The organism is Bacillus velezensis (assembly GCF_001461825.1).
Lineage (GTDB): Bacteria > Bacillota > Bacilli > Bacillales > Bacillaceae > Bacillus > Bacillus velezensis.
Genome location: NZ_LLZC01000019.1, coordinates 881186 through 896417 on the forward strand (window position 1 = coordinate 881186; position 15232 = coordinate 896417).

Genomic DNA, 15232 nt, shown 5'->3' on the forward strand with positions numbered 1-15232 from the left:
TTTTTCCTGTTTATTATCAATAAAACCGTTTTTTTCTCAATTACACGAAGTGGCATGCCGCAAAATGATGAAGCCCTTTTTCTGACAGCGCCGGACTTTTCTCAGCACATATCTTCTTGGCTGCCGGGCATCTCGTTCGGAATTTACAGCCTGAAGGCGGATCAGAGGGGCTCGGTATATCACCCTTTAAAATTATCCGCTCCCTTTTCGCTCCGGGATCAGGAACAGGCACGGCTGATAACAGCGCTTTCGTATAAGGGTGAAGCGGCCGTGAAAAGAGCTCCTCCTTTGACGCGTATTCCACAATCGTCCCTAAATACATAATGGCGACCTTCGTACATAAGTGCTCCACCACGCTTAAATCATGAGAAATGAACAAATATGACAGCCCGTGCTGTTTTTGAAGGCTGCTGAACAAATTGATCATCTGCGCCTGGATGGAGACATCTAACGCCGCCACAGGTTCATCCATAATGATAAATTGCGGCTTAAGCGCCATCGCTCTTGCAATCACGATCCGCTGACGCTGCCCTCCGGAAAATTCATGCGGATATCGGTCGATAAAGTTTGCGGAAAGCCCGCAGGCTTCAAGAACCTCCGCCGCTTTATCACGCGCATTCCGCTTCACCGCCAATTGATGCTCGATCATCGCTTCACCGATGGCTTCTCCGATCCGGCGCCGGGGATTTAAAGAACTGAACGGATCTTGAAAGATGAGCTGCGCTTCTGATCTGAAAGTTTTGAGCTCGCGCCGGCTCATCCGAAACACATCACGCCCCTGAAAAAACACCTCTCCCCCTGTTTTCTCATGAAGCCTCAAAATGGTCTTGCCGATTGATGACTTTCCGCTGCCCGATTCTCCCGCTAAGCCGAACACTTCTCCCTTTTCTATCGTAAAACTGACACCGTCGACCGCTTTTACGGGATTTTTGCGGGTCTTTCTCATCCCCCCATGTTCCTCGTAATATTTTTTCAGCCCCTTGACCTCCAGCAACGCATCACTCATCTGCTTTCTCCTCTCTGTAAAGCCAGCACGCCGCCTGATGCCCCTTCCCGAATTCAGTAAAATGCGGGCTCGATCTCCGGCATATTTCCGAGCTGTGTTCACATCGCTCCGCAAAATAACAAGACGATCCCGACAGGTCCGCAAGCTCGGGGACCTGCCCCGGAATGGTGTACAGCATCTCCCTTCTTTGACCGATAACCGGCTTGGCCGCGAGCAGCCCTTTCGTATACGGATGCTTCGGATCAGAAAACAGCTTTGCAACCGGTCCTTCCTCCACAATTTTTCCCGCATACATGACAATCACATAATCAGCCATTTCGGCAACCACGCCAAGGTCATGAGTAATGAATAAAATAGACGTGCGAAATTGCTTTTTCATATCCCGCAATAAATCCAATATCTGCGCCTGAATGGTTACGTCAAGCGCTGTCGTCGGCTCGTCGGCAATGATCAATTTCGGTTCGCAGCTTAGCGCGACAGCCGTCATGATGCGCTGCAGCATGCCGCCGCTCAGCTCATGAGGATATCGGTGCATAACCTGCTCGGCATGCGGGATCTCCACTAACGTGATCAGTTCAACGGCCTTCCGCCATGCTTCTTTCTTACTCAGCAACAAATGTTCGCGAATCGGTTCGGCCAGCTGCTCACCGATTGTAAACACCGGATTCAAAGATGTCATCGGTTCCTGAAATATCATCCCGATTTCGCTGCCGCGGATTTTCTGCATGTCTTTTGGTTTCAATTCCAACAGGTTCCGTCCGGAAAAATGCACCGCTCCCCGTTCGATTCTCCCCGTCTCGGGAATAAGCTGCATAATGGACAATGACGCCATACTTTTCCCGCAGCCGGACTCCCCTACAATACAAACCGTTTCCTCCTCATGTATCGTAAAGCTGACATCGTCCACAGCCTTTACCGCCCCCTCCTCTGTATAAAAAGCCGTTTCCAAATGCCTTACTTCTAAAAGCGGTTTTTTCATTTCACTTTCACCTGCCGTTTTACCTTAGGATCAAAAGCGTCTCTTAAACCGTCTCCAAGCAGATGAATCGCCACAACGGTCAGAAAAATGGCCGTTCCCGGCGGAATCCACAGCCACGGGCGGAGTGTAAAGTCCATAAAATGATTCGCCGCTTCCATCATGTTTCCCCAAGAAGGTGTGGGCGGAGCAACGCCAAGCCCGAGAAAACTCAGCGCCGATTCACTCAGCATCGCTCCCGCCACATGCAAAGTCGCCGCTACCAGTAATAACGGCAATGTATTGGGAAGCAAATGATAGAGGATTTTCCGTTTATCACTAAGCCCCAAAACTTCCGCGGCCATCATAAACGGCTGCTCCTTCAGCGACAAAATCTGTCCGCGTACAAGCCGCGCCAAACCGGGCCATCCGATCAGGCTTAACATCATCATAATCAGGTACATTCTGTATTCAGAAGGCACTTTCCACTCCGACATCACCGCAGCCAAAATCAAAAGCAGCGGCAGGCCCGGGATGGACATGAGCATATCAGCGATGCGCATAATGATCATATCAGCGGCTCCCCGATAAAATCCGGCCGCAGCCCCGAGTAAAGAACCGATGACAAGCGACATCACCATTGAAGCAAGCCCCACGGTCAGAGAAATCTGCCCCGCCAGCATCAGCCTCGTCAGCACATCTCTCCCGTACTGGTCAGTTCCCAGCCAATGATGGATTCCCGGCTGCTGATTGGCATTTGAAATATCCGTCCGATCTGTTATGTACGGAGAAAAAGACGGCCCGATAAAGCACAATAAAAACATAAAACATAAGAAAAGAAGACTGATGACCGTCAGCTTATGCTGCAGCAGGCGGCGGTACGTCTGCTTCCAAAGAGAAGGCGGCACCCCTTTTTGTTTTTTCATTCCGAACACCCCCTATTTCAGCCTGACCCGCGGATCAACCGCGGCATAAGCGATATCCGCCAAGAAGTTCCCCACAATCGTTAAACAAGACAAAAACAAGGTAAACGCCATCAAAACCGGATAATCACGATAATGCACAGATTCCAGCTGAATACGTCCGACACCCGGCCACCCGAAAATCTGTTCAATAATGATGGCTCCGGAAAACAGTCCCGGCAGTTCAAAAGCAAGCAGGGTGATGGCCGGAATGAGCGCGTTTTTCAACGCATGTTTCCAGATGACGGTGCGCTCTTTCAATCCCTTCGCTCTCGCCGTTCTGATATAATCCTGTCTGATCACGTCCAGCATGCCGGAGCGGAAATACCTTGTCAGCGAGCCGATGCCGAGCATAGATAAAATCACGACCGGAAGAATCATATGTCTGGCGGCTTCAAGCACGTACGAAAAACCTGTACTCGTGCTTCCGGTATCAATCATCCCGCCGACGGGCAATATTTTCAAATCCACCCCAAACCACTTAATAAACAGAAGGCTGATAAAAAAAGACGGAAACGCCATGGAAGCAAACACAAGAAACGTCACGATCCCGTCAAACCATGAGTATTTCCTGACAGCGGATATGACACCCGTTATCATCGCGGCTGACCATGTGACAAGCAACGCCAAAAACGCGACAAAAAACGAATTCCTGACATATTTCCGTAGCAGTGACAGGACGTTCTCCTGATATTTCAAAGAAAACCCAAAATCTCCGCTGAGCACATTTCCGAGCCACGTCACATAGCGCTGCCAAATCGGCTGATCCAGCCCGTAAAGCGCTTTTAACTCCTTCGCTCTTTCAGGAGTCAGGTTTACATTGGAATCAATATAGTCGCCCGGCAGCATGGCGAATAAGAAAAAAATAATAAAAGACGTACCGAATAAGATCACAAGCATTTGAATGAATCGTTCTGCAGCATACCGTTTCACAAAAAGCCCCTCCTTTCCGCTGAAAGGGCAAAATCCCCAGGATGCACCGGGTATTTTGCCCAACCGTTCTATTGAATTGAGACATTTGAGAGACTTGAACTGATTCCAGAATAATTGTCAGGCTCAAGCCCTTTTATTTTTCCGCTGACCGCCCTTGCGCTCTGACGGTAATGAATCAGAATGTAAGGCGGGTTTTCCCCGAGCTCCCGGTACAGCTTGTGATAAATCTCTTTTCTTTTGCTGATATCAAGCGTGCCGGCTCCTTTTTCTATCAGCCGGTCCGCTTTCGGATTGGAATATCCCGTTACATTATTGGGATGGCCGGAAGCCAGCTTTTCCACCGTGTCATTCGGATCAAGAATCTGCGAGGTGGAAACGGCGGCAAGGTCGTATTGTTTGTCATTTATTTTCGCTACTTCTGTATTAAAATCCATGACTTCCGGTTTTAATGAGATTCCGATGTCCGCGTAATTTTCTTTCGCGATCGGGATGAAATCATCATCCGCTTTAGACGTGTAATAGCTGATTTCAAGCTTTTTGCCGTTTTTTTCACGCACACCGTCTTTGCCCGTTTTCCAGCCCGCTTCATCGAGAAGCTTTTTGGCTTTTTCAGGGTTAAACGCGTACCGATTGACACCTTTGTCATCATAAGCCCACGAAACCGGAGACACCGGAACATTCGCGACCTCTCCGTAGCGTTTAAAGCGGACATCGACGATTTTTTGACGGTCAAGTCCGTAAATAAGCGCCTGGGACACTTTCTTATCTTGAAAAGGCGGACGCTTGTGATTGACGTACACAAGCCCGTAATCATTCACGACAGATACGCTTATATTGGCAAAACCGAGACTTTTTAAATGCTGAACCGTATCATCATCAGGTGAGAAAGAAGCGTAATCAAGGTCACCCGTTTCAAACAGCTGAAGAGAAGTTGACGGATCGATAATTTTATAAATCAGCTTTTCGGTTTTCGGTTTTCCGGCATAATAGTGTTCATTAGCCTGATAGCGTATTTCCTGTCCCGGAAGGTATTCTGTAAATTGATAAGGTCCCGCTCCGAGCGGTTTGGCATAAAGCTCTTTTAAATAGTCCAGTTTGCCGAATTGATATTTCTTCCCGTAGTAGGCTTCTGACAGCACCTGCCCGCCTAAAAGAAGCAGCGACTTCGCACTGACTTTCTCAGTCGTAATTTGAATGGTTCTGTCATCAAGGACGCGTATGCCCTCTATCGTCTTTGCCTTTCCTTCTTTGTAAGCCTTACCGCCTTTAATATAGGCCGTGGTGATATCTTCATAGCCCGCGTATGCAGGATCATGCAGCAGTGTTAAAGTGAATGCGGCATCCTTTGCGGTCAGCGGTGAACCGTCGCTGAAAACGAGATTTTTTCTTAAACGGAACGTGTATGTAAGTTGATCTTTGGAAATTTTCCAGCTTTCCGCAAGAGCCGGGGCAGGCTTCCCCGTTTTATCCAGTTTGACTAACGGTTCAAAAATAGGATCTGTCGCATTTCCGTCCCAGCCGTTTTCGTAAAAGTACGGCAGAAACACGCCGCCCGGCGCGGAAATCCCAGCAACAAAAGTGTCAGTTCTGGCTTTCGATTTAGCGGGAATCGCCGCCGGATGAGAAGCTTTAAATTCCTTTGTCTTGACATGGGCGATACGTGTTTCTTCCTTTTTATCAGCCGCAGATGACGGTTCTTCTCCGGCACTCCCTAACGCGCACCCTGATAACATGATGGATACCGACAGCGCGAGTACCGTTGTTTTTATCCTCCATTTTCTCTCCTTCATCTTTATCGAACCCCCGCATGCTTTTCATCTATCTTTATATAAATCTGCTCCATCTGTTCCTCATTTCTCATAATCTCCCGTTTGTTTTTCTCTACAAGCAGTTCGAAATTCAATGTGTGTTTTCTGTACTTTTTTCGTTTTTTGCTCTTTTTGCGCACATGTGATACCTTTTTTAACGCCACTTTTCATCCCTCCGCTTTTCATTTCATTCAATGACTTTCACGCAAAAAAGGCCCTTATCTGTTTAAAAGATAAGAGCCTTCGGTGATCCGATCAGCCATCGTTTGGAAATATGTAATGATTATGTTAATTCATACAATCCCTACCTGTCAACTATAATTTAAAATATCGTTTCCTTCCGGGGGTTTTCCTCATACACTCTCTCATTTTTCCGCATATGCTAGAAAACATAGCAGAGTACAAGTGAAAGTGAGTGAGAATGTGGAAAAGACAACATTGACCGGTCGCATCGTCAAAAAAGATGACCCGGACTATAATACTGCAAGAACCAATATCAATTTAAGCCTGCAAAGATATCCAGACATCATTGTGTTTTGTCAAAATAAACATGACGCCCTCAATGCGCTGAGATGGGCGCGTGAGAACAATGTGCCTTTCCGCATCAGAGGCGGAAGACACAGCTACGAAAATTTTTCCCTGTTAAATAACGGACTAGTCATTGATCTCAGTGAAATGAAGAAAATAAGAGTAAATGAGGATACGCGGCTGGTCTCGATTGAAGCGGGAGCCGAATTAGGAGAAGTCTACCGGACACTCTGGCGGTACGGCTTGACCCTTCCTGCGGGAACCATTGCGAATGTGGGAATCACGGGGCTGACGCTCGGGGGAGGAATCGGATATTTAACAAGGACAGCCGGACTTACTTGCGATCGTCTCCTCCAGCTCGAAATGATCATAGCGGACGAAAAAGCGGGTGCTGACTTGATCACAGTCAACCGCTCAAAGCACTCTGATCTATTTTGGGCGTCTCAGGGCGGAGGGGGAGGCAACTTCGGCATTGTCACATCCATGATGTTTAAAGCCGTGCCGATCTCGTGCGTGTCTGTTTTTTCTGTCACTTGGGGCTGGGATGATTTTGAGAAAGTATTTAACACATGGCAGCGCTGGGCTCCATTTACAGACAACCGGCTTACCTCATCAATTCAGTTTTGGCCTAAGAAAGTCAACCGCATAGAAGCGCTCGGTCAATTTACCGGGACAAAGGATGAGCTGAAAGAACTGCTGGCTCCGTTAATGAAAGCGGGAAAACCGACAAGCGGCATGGTCAAGACAGTGCCATTTATTAAAGCTGCAGCCTTTTTTAACAGCCCGGGAGGCAATCAGCCGCAAAAGATGAAGCGGTCAGGATCCTTTATTGAAAAACCATTATCTTCACGCGCGATTTCCACTTTAAAGCGCTATTTAGAGCACGCTCCGAACGAAAACGCCAGTGTCTGGCAGCAGTCTCTCGGCGGGGCGGCCGGACGGATCGCTCCGGACCAAACGGCATTCTACTATCGCAACGCAATCATTGCCCAAGAATATATTACAACTTGGACATCTGCTGAAGAAGAAAGACAAAATGTCCGCTGGATCGAAGGACTGAGAACGTCCCTATCAAGAGAAACGATGGGAGATTACGTGAATTGGCCTGATAGAGAAATCAGAAACTGGCTGCAAACATATTACGGAGAAAATGTTCACCGCCTCCGTCAAGTCAAAACGAAATACGATCCGGAAAATATATTCCGATTTGAACAGAGCATTCCGCCGCTTCGCCGTTCACCGTTTTTCTAAAAAAGATGAAGATGGGCAAACTCCATCTTCATCTTTTCTTTTATTGATATAAGCGGCTTCCCTTCTCCGCAAACTCTTTTGCTTTTTCTTTCAGCCCTTCATTGACGGCCTCGTCTTCAGTAAGTCCGTTTTCCTTCGCATAATCACGAATATCCTGAGAAATTCTCATGCTGCAGAACTTCGGACCGCACATCGAACAGAAGTGAGCCGTTTTTGCGCCTTCAGCCGGCAGCGTTTCATCATGATATTCGATTGCTCTTTCAGGATCAAGTGACAAATGAAATTGATCAAGCCACCGGAATTCAAACCGCGCCTTAGACAGAGCATCGTCACGGATCTGTGCACCCGGATGCCCTTTAGCAAGGTCTGCGGCATGTGCCGCGATTTTGTACGTAATGACGCCTTCTCTTACATCATCACGATTCGGCAGCCCCAAATGCTCCTTCGGCGTGACATAGCAAAGCATCGCCGTCCCGTACCAGCCGATCATCGCCGCGCCGATTGCTGAAGTAATGTGGTCATAACCCGGAGCGATATCCGTCGTTAATGGCCCGAGCGTGTAAAAAGGCGCCTCTTTACAAATTTCCAGCTGCTTGTCCATGTTTTCCTTAATTTTATGCATCGGCACATGACCCGGTCCTTCGATCATCACTTGCACATCGTGCTTCCACGCGATCTCCGTCAATTCTCCGAGAGTCTCCAATTCCGCAAACTGCGCCTCATCATTGGCATCCGCAATCGAACCGGGGCGAAGCCCGTCACCAAGTGAAAAAGCGATATCATAGGTCTTCATGATTTCACAAATTTCTTCAAAATGCGTGTACAGAAAGCTTTCCTGATGATGAGCCAGGCACCATTGCGCCATAATCGCCCCGCCGCGGGATACGATTCCCGTCGTGCGTTTGGCCGTTAACGGGACGTAACGAAGCAGTACGCCGGCATGGATGGTGAAATAATCCACGCCCTGCTCCGCCTGCTCAATCAATGTGTCACGATAAATGTCCCACGTTAAATCCTCGGCAATGCCATTTACTTTTTCAAGCGCCTGATAAATCGGCACCGCCCCCACAGGCACGGGACAGTTGCGGATAATCCATTCACGCGTCGTATGAATGTCCTTTCCCGTGGATAAGTCCATCATCGTATCGGCGCCCCAGCGAATCGCCCACGTCATTTTTTCGACTTCTTCTTCGATAGAAGATGTAACAGCCGAGTTGCCGATATTTGCATTAATTTTCACATGAAAATTCCGGCCGATAATCATCGGCTCGCTTTCCGGGTGGTTGACATTAGAAGGAATAATCGCCCGTCCGCTCGCCACCTCTTCCCTGACAAATTCGGGAGACACATGCTCGCGAATTGCGATAAACTCCATTTCCGGCGTAATGATGCCTTTTCTCGCATAATGCAATTGTGTTACATTTTTCCCCGGCTTGGCCCGAAGCGGTTTTCGCTGTAGGCCGGGGTATTCGGCGGCACGGCCCTCTTTTTTATAACCGTTGTCTTCAGGCTTCACGGTCCGTCCGTTATATTCTTCTACATCTCCGCGCCCGGTAATCCACTTTGTGCGGAGCGCCCCCAGCCCTTCATGAATATCAATTTGTACATCCGGGTCTGTATACGGCCCGCTCGTATCATAAACACGGACCGGCGCATTCTCCTCTTCCCCGAATGCCCCCGTAGTCGCACTCAGGCTGATTTCCCGCATCGGCACTCGTATATCGGGCGAAGAACCTTCTGCATAAACCTTTTTACTGCCGGAAAAACTCGACATAATGGAAATGTTCGCTTGCTGTACTGATTGATTTTGCATACAAATCTCTCCTTTATCATTTGAATAACAGAACCAAGCTCAGCACCAGCACAAAAAAACCGGGTTCAAAGAAGAACCCGGTTTTGCAGTCAGAAAGAAACTATTATTGTTTTCTTCAACAATAATAAAACCTTTACTTCCCCACGCTGGTACGAACCAGATCAGGTCCAAAGGGTTAAGAAGCCGCCGCTTCTCTCTCAGCCCGCTCAGATGGGCACCCCCAGTAACTATTGATTTCGCTCTCATCGTAACATAAGTTGGTGTACAAAAAAAAGCATATTATCAAAATTCAGATAACGGGACAGTCATAAGCTCTGTTTCCCGAACGCCTTCTTCGGTATTAAAAACCCGATAACCCTTTGCGGTTTCCCGGGAAGAGACAGCCCGGATCAGCTGACCGTCTTTATAATGAAGCGCAGCGCCGTCATCAGCGGCATAGCCCTCCCTGAGTTTCTTTTCTGAAATCAGACGGTGATACACCGGCCGGCGCCCCGCTTCTCCGTCATAGTGCGGACAAAAGCTGCCCGGCAAAAATCCTAAAGCTCTTAACTCTCTCAAATCTCCAGCTGAATCCGTCAATCCTTCTTCATACCAGCAAATCGCCCCGGCGCTGAGACCCGCCAACATGATGCCGTTTTCCCAAGCCTCACGAAGAATACGGTCAAGCCCCCATTCTTTCCATAAGACAAGCATATTGCGCGTATTTCCGCCGCCGACATATATAATATCTTTCTTCATGAGAAAGGATCTGAGATCAGAACCCGGCGGTTTAAACAACGACAAGTGATCCGGCTCACACCGCAGCTTTTGAAAGGCCTGATAAAACCTGCCGATATAATTCTCCGAATCTCCGCTTGCCGTCGGCAAAAAACAAACTTTCGGCTTTGACTGCGCCGACTGCTCTAAAATATACTGATCCAGCACAAGATGATCCGGCTCCATGGAAAAGCCTCCGCCGCCCATTGCAATAATCTGCTTCACGTCATCACCTCTTTTTTTCTCTAGTATAACAGCTCATAAAAAGGCGTTATCCCATTTTCGGATAACGCCTTCAAAAAGTATTTGTTATCTGAAAAATGAAAACGCACCGTATAACACAACGGAGATCCCTGCGGCGATAAGCGCCGGAACAAGCTTCGAACGGGCATACTTCACAACATCGATCCCCAACACCGTACAGGTTGTCACCGTATTATCACTGAGAGGAGAAGCAAACGCTCCAAATGTTCCGCTCGCAAACACAGCCCCGATCGCTAATAATAAGCTGGTATGTGACTGAACCGCTAGCGTTACGCCGAGCGGCATTAATAGCCCCCAAGTTCCCTAAGATGAACTGATATAACAGGATATAACCGGCCGCAGACTTATCATTTTTCACAAGCTTTGGAGGATATTTTCATACAACAAAAAAAGCTTCTACATATGTAGAACCCTTTTTATACCGGTGGCCGGGGTCGAACCGGCACTCCAGAAGGAACACGATTTTGAGTCAAAAAAGTTCCTTCTGGAGCTAATATTATTATCGTTAATTTCCAGGTGTATTAAGTAATTCTGCAGATAATTGAAGTCTAGAATAATTTAATAATTTTGTATTAACACGACTTATACTTAATTAACCTATATCCTTCAGAGATTAATAAAGAATATTTTCGTGCGTTATGTTACAGGGACAATGTTGTAACGTCAGATATTTTTTGAAATTATTTCCTTTATCTCTTCATAAACTTCAATATTCTCAAATTCTAAATCATCTAGATTATGATAAATTTTTCTTTCAAGGATAATCCAGAAGGTGCTTCCTTTTTTCATTTTATTTTGTACGAAACCTCTTAAGTTATCTCCTATTGCTTCTTCAATTGAAAAATCTTTAAAGAATGACCTAAGCGTTCTATTAGTAATCAGTAACAATTGCTTATTAAGGTTCTGATTATTAAAGATATCTTTAAAAACTTCAACATTTATTTTGTCGGCAGAATCGTATTCCTTATCTGCATGTTTATTGACCATTTCTGTAATTAGTAAATAATATGTTGCAATAAAAAGGAATGCTGAATTAACTCTAAAGTCATTTGATCCACTCTTATATTTTAGTTCTTCTTTAGCATACATTAAAATTAAATAAGGAAAGAGAAAATGTTCTAAAGGTAGACCTTTAGTTTCTTCATTCATTATATCTTTCCACCTACTACCTACTGGAGTCAATTCGTTAGCTCGCCCATAAGCTACATTCGGCATTAGTTTTATAGCAGCTGTAAAAGATTGAATTACTTCTTTCGCAGGCAGAACGTATTTTTTCTTTCTATTAACACTTCCAAGCAAATAATTATAACTATCATTACCTCTATAGGACTCTTGTTCTTTTCGATCTAAAGTTATGAATGCCCCTCTTTGTATTTCATAAAAATAACCCAAATTTTTCATTCGATCTTTTAAGCCATTTTGAAATCTGTCTAAAGCATAAAAATCCAGCCCTCTAACAGCATTTTGGCTATTTGTGTACCTTGTAATATTGTCTCTTAACTCTTTCTTTTGAGATTCCTCAGCACTTCGTTTAGTTTTAATCACTTTCACAAGCAAGTGTCCATTGGATTCTAAAGCAGAGAGTTCTTTATTGGTCTTGTGCTTATAGAAATCCCCCAGAGTTTTGGCAGTTTGGCACCCATTAACTATTTGCGGTGCTTTCATTACTAAACTCCCCATAGTCTCATAGTACTCATCACAAACCACAGTAACCCCATTATTGTAATACCAAAAGTTCTCAGGTTCATTTCTTATAGTATCTTTAATACCTTTGTTAATTTTAGTACTCTTTAGATAGTTTCTTATATTTGAATGGAAGAGAAGGTTTTCACCTTCGTTAACAAATTGAGAAAAGTCTTTAACTCTTACTTTTGCTACAGTCGTTTCAAAAGTAGAGAAATTCTCTTCTATATTCAACCTGAATGTTTTTTCACGAAAGTCTTTTGGTAACAGTCCCTTTTTTATTTCTATACTTTCCTGAATATCATCTAAATCATGTAAGAAGAAATTTAAATTCTTAAATTCCATACTAAGATGTTTTAAGTTGGATTTTATTTGCACTCTTTCCCAATCACTTATATGGTTGTTCGTAATATAGTAACAATTTATAGTCTCATCATTCTGATATGACTCTCTAACATTTTTACATGCTTCTTTTACAGAATCTCTTTCTGTAGTTGGTTCTTCTATACATACTCGTTGGCAATCAGCTATAAATCTTTGTGTGGAGTCAATATTGTGGGATGTCTTATACTTACTTTGTAATAAGTGAACTTCACCGTTATATTCAAAAACAGCATCTAAACCGTTATCAAACTTCCCACCTATTTCTTTAGCTTCTGCTACTTCGTCTTCTCTTAACTCGAATATATTATAAAGTATCCACTCACAAAAACTGTCCCCGACACTTACGGAGTCATTACTGCTACGTTCAGTAAGATACTCTTCTATAGATTCTTCAATTTGATTTTGTAAAATTTGGTCGTATTTGTTCTTTTTTCCTACACTCACACTCATCTCTCCTTAGGTATTAACTTCACAGGATAATTTTAACACTAAATCTTTTGAAAAAGCACGTAAAACCCTTAAAGAGAGTATTGATAGTAATTATCCTGTTCCCTTTATAATTCTTCATGTACAGTATTACATTTTCCTTTGCGTGGTCAGGAGTAAAGTTGTACAGATTTAATAGTTGAGTATCTATTCTTTGATCCTCTTAAGTTTACCAGAAAAGCACTAAATTCATTCGTATATTATTTTATAGTAGTCTTAAATTTCGCAACTCACAGTTTATTGACTCCTGAAATGATTCTATATATGACTTTGTTTCGCTTTCTAGGATAGTCAATCCCTTTTCAACTAAGGTGTTTTCTAGCCATCATGACAATTCCCCTTTCTCTGTGAAAACGATTAGTGCACACGATTTGAAATTATATTATCGTGTAAATAAAGGCCATTAAAACAAGAAAAAACGCCTTCCTACATTATTGTAGAAAGACGTTAAAAACGTTGATATTACTTAATTTTTCTGTAATTGACGTTTTATAAAATTAATACCGGTGGCCGGGGTCGAACCGGCACTCCAGAAGGAACACGATTTTGAGTCGTGCGCGTCTGCCAATTCCGCCACACCGGCATGTAATGCGTCGTGTTCAACCGACATATATAAATATAACATGTATTTCATAAAACGTCAACGGTTTTAGCAAAGTTTTTTAAATGGTAATGCAGTATATACGATACAAGCAAAAAGCTTATATTGATAGTCATTACGTTTTTATTATATAAAAAGAGTGATCTGCAATATGCAAATCACTCTCATATATGTTTTATAATGTGAAAATTGATGACCAATTTAACATAGTTCGTTCAAAGTTAAATTGGTGCCGAGGGCCGGACTTGAACCGGCACGGTAGTCACCTACCGCAGGATTTTAAGTCCTGTGTGTCTGCCAATTCCACCACCCCGGCAATAGAAAGGCGACACCCGGATTCGAACCGGGGATAAAGGTTTTGCAGACCTCTGCCTTACCACTTGGCTATGCCGCCGTAATTTGGAGCGGAAGACGGGATTCGAACCCGCGACCCCCACCTTGGCAAGGTGATGTTCTACCACTGAACTACTTCCGCAACATGTAAAAGAACTTAATACATCTTATGCTGTTGTTTTTTAAAAAATGCAACTGGGCTAGCTGGATTCGAACCAACGCATGACGGAGTCAAAGTCCGTTGCCTTACCGCTTGGCTATAGCCCAATGATAATATGGGGCGATTGATGGGAATCGAACCCACGAGTGCCAGAGCCACAATCTGGTGCGTTAACCACTTCGCCACAACCGCCATAATCTGAAGATGAATAAATAATATAATGGCAGGGGCAGTAGGAATCGAACCCACACCGGAGGTTTTGGAGACCTCTGTTCTACCGTTAAACTATGCCCCTATTTATAAAATGGTGGAGGGGGGCAGATTCGAACTGCCGAACCCTGAGGGAGCGGATTTACAGTCCGCCGCGTTTAGCCACTTCGCTACCCCTCCATCATTTAGAGTGCCGGCCAGAGGACTTGAACCCCCAACCTACTGATTACAAGTCAGTTGCTCTACCAATTGAGCTAGACCGGCAAATGGTGGCTCGGGACGGAATCGAACCGCCGACACACGGATTTTCAGTCCGTTGCTCTACCAACTGAGCTACCGAGCCTTTTTATAAATGGCGGTCCGGACGGGACTCGAACCCGCGACCTCCTGCGTGACAGGCAGGCATTCTAACCAACTGAACTACCGGACCATTTAATTTTTGGTTGCGGGGGCAGGATTTGAACCTGCGACCTTCGGGTTATGAGCCCGACGAGCTACCGAACTGCTCCACCCCGCGATAATAATGGTGGAGAATGACGGGCTCGAACCGCCGACCCTCTGCTTGTAAGGCAGATGCTCTCCCAGCTGAGCTAATCCTCCATCATATAAGTGACCCGTACGGGATTCGAACCCGTGTTACCGCCGTGAAAGGGCGGTGTCTTAACCGCTTGACCAACGGGCCCTGGTATTTTTTCGTTTGTTATGTATTAATAATTAGTGGCGGAGAGCAAGGGATTCGAACCCTTGAGACGGGGTTACCGCCTACACGATTTCCAATCGTGCTCCTTCGGCCACTCGGACAGCTCTCCATAAATGGCTCCGCAGGTAGGATTCGAACCTACGACCGATCGGTTAACAGCCGATAGCTCTACCACTGAGCTACTGCGGAATGAAGTCTGCCTGGCGGCGTCCTACTCTCACAGGGGGAAACCCCCGACTACCATCGGCGCTGAAGAGCTTAACTTCCGTGTTCGGCATGGGAACGGGTGTGACCTCTTCGCTATCGCCACCAGACGTTTTAGTGACATGTATTATTATACTATGTATTTCAGAAAAAGCAAGAGTTTTTTTGAAAAAAATTCTCTCAAAACTAGATAAC

General features: G+C 45.3%; 10 protein-coding genes, 16 tRNA genes, 1 rRNA gene, 1 pseudogene and 1 riboswitch. Of the genes and pseudogenes, 1 reads left to right on the plus strand and 27 read right to left on the minus strand.

Annotated elements, in window-relative coordinates; translation table 11 throughout:
* Positions 1–40: 40 nt before the first annotated feature.
* From AR442_RS14980 to AR442_RS15005, 6 genes are all read right to left on the minus strand, one after another.
* The gene (locus tag AR442_RS14980; protein ID WP_021494882.1) at positions 41–1006 is read right to left on the minus strand and encodes an ABC transporter ATP-binding protein; all 966 of its coding nucleotides are present in this window, start codon (positions 1004–1006) and stop codon (positions 41–43) included.
* Complete coding sequence (locus tag AR442_RS14985; protein ID WP_053285088.1) at positions 999–1985, minus strand: ABC transporter ATP-binding protein; 987 nt, start codon at positions 1983–1985, stop codon at positions 999–1001. Before AR442_RS14985 ends, AR442_RS14980 begins: the two co-directional genes overlap by 8 nt.
* The gene (gene opp4C, locus AR442_RS14990; protein WP_017417311.1) at positions 1982–2887 is read right to left on the minus strand and encodes an oligopeptide ABC transporter permease; all 906 of its coding nucleotides are present in this window, start codon (positions 2885–2887) and stop codon (positions 1982–1984) included. Before opp4C ends, AR442_RS14985 begins: the two co-directional genes overlap by 4 nt.
* A 12-nt stretch (positions 2888–2899) precedes the next feature.
* Positions 2900–3856, minus strand: coding sequence for an ABC transporter permease (locus AR442_RS14995; protein ID WP_053285089.1), 957 nt, complete (start codon positions 3854–3856; stop codon positions 2900–2902).
* Between the two features lie 68 nt (positions 3857–3924).
* Positions 3925–5646 carry an ABC transporter substrate-binding protein gene (locus AR442_RS15000; RefSeq protein ID WP_053285090.1) on the minus strand — a complete coding sequence of 574 codons (1722 nt, stop codon included), beginning with the start codon at positions 5644–5646 and terminating at the stop codon, positions 3925–3927.
* Positions 5647–5648: 2 nt separating this feature from the next.
* The gene (locus tag AR442_RS15005; protein ID WP_003155431.1) at positions 5649–5828 is read right to left on the minus strand and encodes an FbpB family small basic protein; all 180 of its coding nucleotides are present in this window, start codon (positions 5826–5828) and stop codon (positions 5649–5651) included.
* Between the two features lie 259 nt (positions 5829–6087).
* Here AR442_RS15005 and AR442_RS15010 point away from each other — a divergent pair, with 259 nt between their 5' ends.
* Positions 6088–7443 carry an FAD-binding oxidoreductase gene (locus AR442_RS15010; protein WP_053285100.1) on the plus strand — a complete coding sequence of 452 codons (1356 nt, stop codon included), beginning with the start codon at positions 6088–6090 and terminating at the stop codon, positions 7441–7443.
* A 40-nt stretch (positions 7444–7483) separates the two neighbouring features.
* Here AR442_RS15010 and thiC read toward each other — a convergent pair whose 3' ends face one another.
* The 21 genes and pseudogenes from thiC to rrf all read right to left on the minus strand — a co-directional run bounded on the left by thiC (position 7484) and on the right by rrf (position 15147).
* Complete coding sequence (gene thiC / locus AR442_RS15015) at positions 7484–9256, minus strand: phosphomethylpyrimidine synthase ThiC (protein ID WP_053285091.1); 1773 nt, start codon at positions 9254–9256, stop codon at positions 7484–7486.
* Between the two features lie 121 nt (positions 9257–9377).
* A riboswitch (TPP riboswitch) is annotated at positions 9378–9488 on the minus strand.
* 50 nt (positions 9489–9538) lie between these two features.
* Positions 9539–10237 (minus strand): Type 1 glutamine amidotransferase-like domain-containing protein, encoded by a 699-nt coding sequence (locus tag AR442_RS15020; protein WP_053285092.1) that lies wholly within the window; start codon positions 10235–10237, stop codon positions 9539–9541.
* A gap of 84 nt (positions 10238–10321) precedes the next feature.
* Positions 10322–10618 (minus strand): annotated as a pseudogene (locus tag AR442_RS15025) (Na+/H+ antiporter NhaC family protein); the annotation flags it as partial.
* 321 nt (positions 10619–10939) lie between these two features.
* The gene (locus tag AR442_RS15030) at positions 10940–12787 is read right to left on the minus strand and encodes an AIPR family protein (protein WP_053285094.1); all 1848 of its coding nucleotides are present in this window, start codon (positions 12785–12787) and stop codon (positions 10940–10942) included.
* Positions 12788–13330: 543 nt separating this feature from the next.
* Positions 13331–13412, minus strand: a tRNA-Leu gene (locus AR442_RS15035).
* A 245-nt stretch (positions 13413–13657) separates the two neighbouring features.
* Positions 13658–13746 (minus strand) — tRNA-Leu (locus AR442_RS15040).
* 7 nt (positions 13747–13753) lie between these two features.
* A tRNA-Cys gene (locus tag AR442_RS15045) sits at positions 13754–13824 on the minus strand.
* 6 nt (positions 13825–13830) lie between these two features.
* Positions 13831–13905 (minus strand) — tRNA-Gly (locus AR442_RS15050).
* A gap of 53 nt (positions 13906–13958) precedes the next feature.
* Positions 13959–14030: transfer RNA gene (locus AR442_RS15055), tRNA-Gln, on the minus strand.
* 9 nt (positions 14031–14039) lie between these two features.
* A tRNA-His gene (locus tag AR442_RS15060) sits at positions 14040–14115 on the minus strand.
* A gap of 29 nt (positions 14116–14144) precedes the next feature.
* Positions 14145–14218, minus strand: a tRNA-Trp gene (locus AR442_RS15065).
* 10 nt (positions 14219–14228) lie between these two features.
* A tRNA-Tyr gene (locus AR442_RS15070) sits at positions 14229–14313 on the minus strand.
* An 11-nt stretch (positions 14314–14324) separates the two neighbouring features.
* Positions 14325–14397: transfer RNA gene (locus AR442_RS15075), tRNA-Thr, on the minus strand.
* Between the two features lie 3 nt (positions 14398–14400).
* Positions 14401–14476, minus strand: a tRNA-Phe gene (locus AR442_RS15080).
* 10 nt (positions 14477–14486) lie between these two features.
* A tRNA-Asp gene (locus tag AR442_RS15085) sits at positions 14487–14563 on the minus strand.
* 10 nt (positions 14564–14573) lie between these two features.
* A tRNA-Met gene (locus AR442_RS15090) sits at positions 14574–14650 on the minus strand.
* A gap of 7 nt (positions 14651–14657) precedes the next feature.
* Positions 14658–14733 (minus strand) — tRNA-Val (locus AR442_RS15095).
* A 10-nt stretch (positions 14734–14743) separates the two neighbouring features.
* A tRNA-Glu gene (locus tag AR442_RS15100) sits at positions 14744–14815 on the minus strand.
* Positions 14816–14851: 36 nt separating this feature from the next.
* Positions 14852–14942: transfer RNA gene (locus AR442_RS15105), tRNA-Ser, on the minus strand.
* Between the two features lie 5 nt (positions 14943–14947).
* Positions 14948–15022, minus strand: a tRNA-Asn gene (locus AR442_RS15110).
* Between the two features lie 9 nt (positions 15023–15031).
* A 5S ribosomal RNA gene (rrf, locus tag AR442_RS15115) occupies positions 15032–15147 on the minus strand.
* Between the last annotated feature and the right edge of the window lie 85 nt (positions 15148–15232).